The sequence below is a fragment of the Phytoactinopolyspora endophytica genome (assembly GCF_004138495.1).
Taxonomy (GTDB): Bacteria; Actinomycetota; Actinomycetes; order Jiangellales; family Jiangellaceae; genus Phytoactinopolyspora; species Phytoactinopolyspora endophytica.
In genome coordinates, this window is sequence record NZ_ML142852.1 from 237,829 (window position 1) to 243,512 (window position 5,684).

Consider the following 5,684-nt stretch of genomic DNA (forward strand, 5'->3'; position numbering starts at 1 on the left):
GGGCCCTCGGGTGGACGAGACGTCGTCTCCCGCACGGAGCTTGTCCACGAGCTCCCTCGCGGATTCCGGGTTCTGGTTGTCCACGAACTCCCAGTTGACCATCACCACCGGGGCGTAGTCGCAGGCGGCGTTGCACTCGACGCGTTCCAGCGAGATCTTGCCGTCCTCGGTGGACTCGTCGTGACCCACGCCCAGATGCTCGGTGAGCTCAGACCAGATCGCGTCGCCGCCCATGATCCCGCACAGAGTATTGGTGCACACACCGACGTGGTAGTCGCCCACCGGGCGTCTCTTGTACATGGTGTAGAAGGTCGCCACAGCGGCGACCTCCGCCTCGGTCAGCCCGAGCACGTCGGCGCACATCTCGATGCCGGCAGGCGTCACGTAGCCCTCGTAGGACTGCACGAGGTGCAGCATCGGCAGCAACGCCGAACGCGCCTCCGGGTAACGCGCGACGATCTCCTCCATCTCCGCGCGCGCCTTCGCGTCGAGCCTGGTGCCGTTCTCCTCGGTCACCTCGTCTCCGTTCGTCTCGTTCACCTGTCACACCCACCCATCACGGGATCGATGCTCGCCACCGCGACGATGACGTCGGCGACCATACTTCCCTCACAGGTAGCGGGCACCGCCTGGAGGTTGTTGAACGACGGGTCGCGGAAATGCACCCGCCAGGGCCGGGTGCCGCCTTCGGACACCACGTGCGCGCCGAGCTCGCCCCGCGGGCTCTCCACGGCCGTGTAGACCTGTCCCGGCGGAACCCGGAAACCTTCGGTCACCAGCTTGAAGTGGTGGATCAGCGCTTCCATCGACTCACCCATGATGTGCCGGATGTGGTCGAGTGAGTTGCCCATGCCGTCGCCGCCGACCGCCAGCTGGGCCGGCCAGGCGATCTTCTTGTCCTCGACCATCACCGGGCCGGGGCGCAGGCGGTCGAGGCACTGCTCAATGATCTTCAGAGACTGTTTCATCTCCTCCACGCGCACCCGGTACCGGCCGTAGGCATCGCATGTGTCTGTGGTGGGGACGTCGAACTCGTAGTTCTCATAACCGCAGTACGGCTGGCTCTTCCTCATGTCCCACGGCAGACCTGTGGAGCGCAGCATCGGCCCGGTGATGCCGAGTGCCATGCAGCCGGCCAGGTCGAGATAGCCGATGTCGACGGTCCGGCCCTTGAAGATCGGGTTCTCGTTGCAGAACGCTTCGATCTCTCCGATGTGGTCCCACATCCAGCGCAGATAGTCGCGGACGCTCTCCACCGTCCCTGGCGGGAGGTCCTGCGCGACACCACCCGGCCGGATATATGCGCTGTTCATCCGCAGGCCGGAGATCAGCTCGAAGAGGTCGAGCGTGCGCTCCCGGTCCCGGAAGCCCGCGGTCATGACCGTCAACGCGCCCATCTCCATGCCGCCCGTGGCGATGCACAGCAGGTGCGACGAGATCCGGTTCAGCTCCATCGTCATGACCCGGATCACGTTGGCGCGCTCCGGGATGTCGTCGGTGATGCCGAGCAACCGCTCCACGCCCAAGACATACGCGGCCTCATTGTGGAACGGCATCGCGTAATCCATGCGGGTCACGAAGGTGACGCCTTGTGTCCAGTTCCGGTACTCGAGGTTCTTCTCGATGCCGGTGTGCAGGTAACCGATGCCCGCCCGGGCTTCGGTCACGATCTCGCCGTCAAGCTCGAGGATGAGCCTGAGCACGCCGTGCGTGGACGGGTGCTGCGGGCCCATGTTGACCACGACCCGTTCCTCGCCGGCGGCGGCTGCACCGACGACGTCCTCCCAGTCCTGGCCGGTGACCGTGTAAACCGGACCCTCGGTGGTATCGCGGACACCCGCGTACGGGTCGTCGGCCTCGTCGGCGGGCGAAAATGTGACATCGCTCATGTTATTGGTAAGCCCTCCGCTCGTTCGGCGGTGGAATGGTGGCGCCCTTGTACTCGACCGGAATCCCGCCCAGCGGGTAGTCCTTACGCTGCGGGTGCCCTGGCCAGTCGTCGGGCATCTCGATCCGGGTGAGTGCCGGATGATCGTCGAAGATGACCCCGAAGAAGTCGTACGTCTCGCGCTCGTGCCAGTTGGCCGACGGGTATGTGGCGGTGACCGAAGGGATGTGCGGATCCGCGTCGGGACAGGCCACCTCCAGAGCCACCCGCCGGTTGTGCGTGATCGACAACAGCTGGTACGACACATGCAGCTCCCGGTCCGCCTCCTCCGGGTAGTGCACGCCACTGACGCTCGAGCACATCTCGAAACGGAGCGCCGGGTCATCGCGGAACACCTTCACCACGTCCGCCAGCCGTTCGCGCTTGATGTAGATCGTCATCTGGCCGCGATCGACGATCACCTTCTCCACAGCGTCGTCGTACGACTGTCCGGCCGATTCGAGCGCCGAGCCGACCTGGTCGTCCAGCTGCTCGAACTCGTCCGCCCACGGCCGCGGCGTCGACTCGCCACGGGTCGGGCTGGTGTCGCGGACCACGAGCCCCCCGTATCCCGAGGTGTCTCCCGAGCCGTCGGTACCGAACATGCCGCGGCGTGACGGGTGGGCGGGAGGCAGCGCCGGACCTTCGGGCTCCGCCGGAAGGCTCTCCTCCTCCGGGGTCTCGTCCGGTGTCTCCTCAGGCTTCTCCGTCACCGCAGCAGACCCTTCATCTCGTGCGTCGGAGTCGCGGACAACGCCGCAAGCTCCGCCTCGGCCTCCGCCGCCTCGCGGTGCGCACCCAGCTTGGTGTGCTGGATCTTGTCGTGCAGCTTCAGCACGGCGTCGATCAGCATCTCGGGGCGTGGCGGGCATCCGGGCAGGTAAACATCGACCGGAACCACGTGGTCGACCCCCTGCACGATGGCGTAGTTGTTGAACATGCCGCCGGTACTGGCGCATACGCCCATTGACAGCACCCACTTGGGACCGGCCATCTGGTCGTAGATCTGCCGCAACACGGGCGCCATCTTCTGGCTGACCCGGCCTGCGACGATCATCAAGTCGGCCTGCCGGGGCGAAGCCCGGAAGACCTCCATGCCGAACCGGGACGAATCGTGCCGGGGAGCCCCGAATGACATCATCTCAAGGGCACAGCAGGCCAGCCCGAACGTCGCCGGCCACAGGGAGCCCTTACGCATGTAGCCGGCCAAACCCTCGACCGTGCTCAGCAGAATCCCTGACGGAAGCTTCTCTTCAACACCCATATCTGGTCACACTCCTACCATCACATTGGTCGCGCTCAGCTCGTCGCTCGCTCCACAGGCGGCTGCTCGTCCCTCGCGACGCCGACCACTCCGCTCACTCCTCACTTCGCCGCTCCAGACATTGGTCGCGCTCAGCTCGTCGCTCCAGACACTGGTCGCGCTCAGCTCGTCGCTCACTAGTCCCAGTCCAACCCGCCACGGCGCCATTCGTAGATGAACGGCACGGTGATTAGGAACAGGAAAGTCACCATCGCGACAAAACCGAAGACTCCGAGGTGGTCGAAGCGGACAGCCCACGGATACAGGAAGATGATCTCGATGTCGAAGATGATGAACGTCATCGCCGTCAGGTAGTACTTGATCGGAATGCGGCCACCGCCCACCGGCTGTGGTGTCGGCTCGATCCCGCACTCGTACGAGTCGAGACGCGCCCGGTGGTAGCGCTTCGGCCCCGCGACCGCTGAGAATGCCACCGAGCCTACGGCGAAGACGGCGGCGATGATGATCAGGCCGATGATCGGCGCATATAGGTCCATGCTCGCTCAGCTCCCCTCGACCACTCTCGTCACGCTTACCGTCTCCTTCGTCTCTGGTCCGGCGGTCCGCCGTCCGGTCGTGATCGTCACGTTCGCTGTCGCCTGCATCCGGCTACTCGGTGATTCCGCTCGAAGACACGAGCCCATATTCTGCCCCCACCTCATGCGGCCGGAGCCAATCGGGTCATGGCATTGATGACTCGGTCATACACATCACCGTCGCGATGGTCCGTCAAGTTGGCGAGCAACTTCAACGTGAACTTCATCAGCCACGGCCGCGGAAGCCCGTGGTTGGTGGCGATCTTCATGATCCGTGGGTCTCCGATCAACCGGAGGAAGATCCGGCCGAGTGTGAAGTATCCTCCGTGCTCCGTCTTCAGCGCGGCGGGGTACCCCTGCAGCACCCGTTCCCTGGCGGCCACCGAGTCCCGGGACAACGCGTCGGCGATGACCATGGCGGCCACACTGGCCGCTTCCATCGCGTAGTCGATGCCCTCGCCGTTGAACGGGTTGACCATACCGCCGGAGTCGCCGACCAGAACCAGGCCGCGACTGTAGTGCGGCTGCCGGTTGAAGCCCATCGGCAGTGCTGCACTGCGGATCTCGCCGACCTGATTGTCCTCAGTGAATCCCCACTCACCCGGGGTCTCGGCCACCCAACGGCGGAGCAGGTCCTTGTAGTCCACCCGCCCGAAAGCCTTCGACGTGTTGGTGATGCCCAGCCCGACGTTGCTGGTGCCGTCGCCCGCACCGAAGATCCAGCCGTAGCCGGGAAGCAGGTCCCGGCCTCCACGGTCGTTCGCGGCCCATAGCTCCAGCCACGACTCCATCCAGTCATCGTCATGGCGCGGGCTCTTGAAGTACGTGCGTACTGCCACACCCATCGGCCGGTCGTCTCGCTTGTGGATGTCCAGCGCCGTAGCCAGGCGCGACGACGTGCCATCGGCGGCCACCACCAGCGGCGCCCGGTACGTCACCGTGTCCCCGGCGGGACGTCCGTCCTCTCCCAGGGTTCTGGCTCTGACCCCGACCACGCGGCCGCTGGGCTCGTCGATCACCGGGCCCGCCACTTTGGTCCGCTCCATGAGTCGAACACCGGCCTGGGCAGCGTGCTGGGCCAGCAGGTGGTCGAAATCGAGGCGAGTGCGGACCAGCCCGTACCCCGGGTAGCTGGTGAGCTCCGGCCACGGCAGGTGCAGCCGCATGCCGCCACCGACGATCCGGAGTCCCTGATTGCGGATCCAGCCGGGCCCTGATGTGTCCACACCCATCCGCACCAACTGACGCACTGCCCGCGGTGTGAGCCCGTCCCCGCATACCTTGTCCCGCGGGAACGACGCCTTCTCCAGGAGCAGTACGTCGAGTCCGGACCGGGCCAGGTAGTACGCCGTGGTGGAACCGGCGGGCCCGGCGCCGACGACAATAACGTCGGCGTCTCCGGCCTGCGCATTCATCGGATCCCCAACACCTGTCCTACGTCTTCAGCGGCTACGGAAGATCACCTCGTGAATTCATTCACTAAGTACCTTCCTGGCCAAGTTTAGGCCCAGGTGCCCGCAAGCTTCGACCGGGGCCATAGTGCTGACCTGCACATTTACGCTTGATGAACGTTGCGAAATTCGCGTCGCAGCAGCTTCCCCGCCCTGTGGCGTCGCGGTCGCGTCGCCAACCGGCGTCGTCAATACGTGGACAGCACCGTCGAACCGGTGGCATCCCAACGGGCGGAGGACGACCGATCGCCCTCGGTCACCACCACGTTGATCACGATGTTTCCCTCAGCCCAGCTGCTACGCACCACAAAAGCGTTGTCGACCTCGGCGTCCGGCATGTCCAGCGCGTCCGGAGTCGCCTCGATCGCCGCCGCGACGGCCTCCGGCGACACGTCGCCCCAGCCGAAGAAGCCACCCTCCTGTTCCGAATACGTCCGCGCCCACTCGGGCGGTGACGCCAGGCCGCC

At 65.5% G+C, this 5,684-nt stretch carries 7 protein-coding genes; all 7 read right to left on the bottom strand.

Annotated elements, in window-relative coordinates:
- Positions 1–468: NADH-quinone oxidoreductase subunit NuoE (nuoE, locus tag ELR45_RS09490; protein WP_420813866.1), on the bottom strand; the 468-nt coding region annotated here is incomplete at its 3' end.
- Between the two features lie 68 nt (positions 469–536).
- Positions 537–1,889 (bottom strand): NADH-quinone oxidoreductase subunit D, encoded by a 1,353-nt coding sequence (locus ELR45_RS09495; RefSeq protein ID WP_129665421.1) that lies wholly within the window; start codon positions 1,887–1,889, stop codon positions 537–539.
- A 1-nt stretch (position 1,890) separates the two neighbouring features.
- Positions 1,891–2,640, bottom strand: a complete 750-nt coding sequence (locus ELR45_RS09500) for an NADH-quinone oxidoreductase subunit C (RefSeq protein ID WP_129665423.1) — start codon at positions 2,638–2,640, stop codon at positions 1,891–1,893.
- Positions 2,637–3,191, bottom strand: coding sequence for a NuoB/complex I 20 kDa subunit family protein (locus ELR45_RS09505; protein WP_129665425.1), 555 nt, complete (start codon positions 3,189–3,191; stop codon positions 2,637–2,639). The genes ELR45_RS09500 and ELR45_RS09505 overlap by 4 nt, the downstream gene beginning before the upstream one ends.
- 176 nt (positions 3,192–3,367) lie before the next feature.
- Positions 3,368–3,727: an NADH-quinone oxidoreductase subunit A gene (locus ELR45_RS09510; RefSeq protein WP_129665427.1), complete on the bottom strand. Its 360-nt coding sequence runs from the start codon at positions 3,725–3,727 to the stop codon at positions 3,368–3,370.
- Between the two features lie 161 nt (positions 3,728–3,888).
- Positions 3,889–5,181, bottom strand: coding sequence for a geranylgeranyl reductase family protein (locus ELR45_RS09515; protein WP_129665429.1), 1,293 nt, complete (start codon positions 5,179–5,181; stop codon positions 3,889–3,891).
- A 224-nt stretch (positions 5,182–5,405) separates the two neighbouring features.
- On the bottom strand, positions 5,406–5,684 hold a 279-nt coding region (locus ELR45_RS34875; RefSeq protein WP_165367633.1), incomplete at its 5' end, for a hypothetical protein.

What these genes read in the sequence shown, in the direction of transcription:
- ELR45_RS09505 (WP_129665425.1), bottom strand. Translation starts at nt 3,191, where the DNA reads ATGGGTGTTGAAGAGAAGCTTCCGTCAGGGATTCTGCTGAGCACGGTC.
- ELR45_RS09495 (WP_129665421.1), bottom strand. Translation starts at nt 1,889, where the DNA reads ATGAGCGATGTCACATTTTCGCCCGCCGACGAGGCCGACGACCCGTAC.
- ELR45_RS09515 (WP_129665429.1), bottom strand. Translation starts at nt 5,181, where the DNA reads ATGAATGCGCAGGCCGGAGACGCCGACGTTATTGTCGTCGGCGCCGGG.
- ELR45_RS09510 (WP_129665427.1), bottom strand. Translation starts at nt 3,727, where the DNA reads ATGGACCTATATGCGCCGATCATCGGCCTGATCATCATCGCCGCCGTC.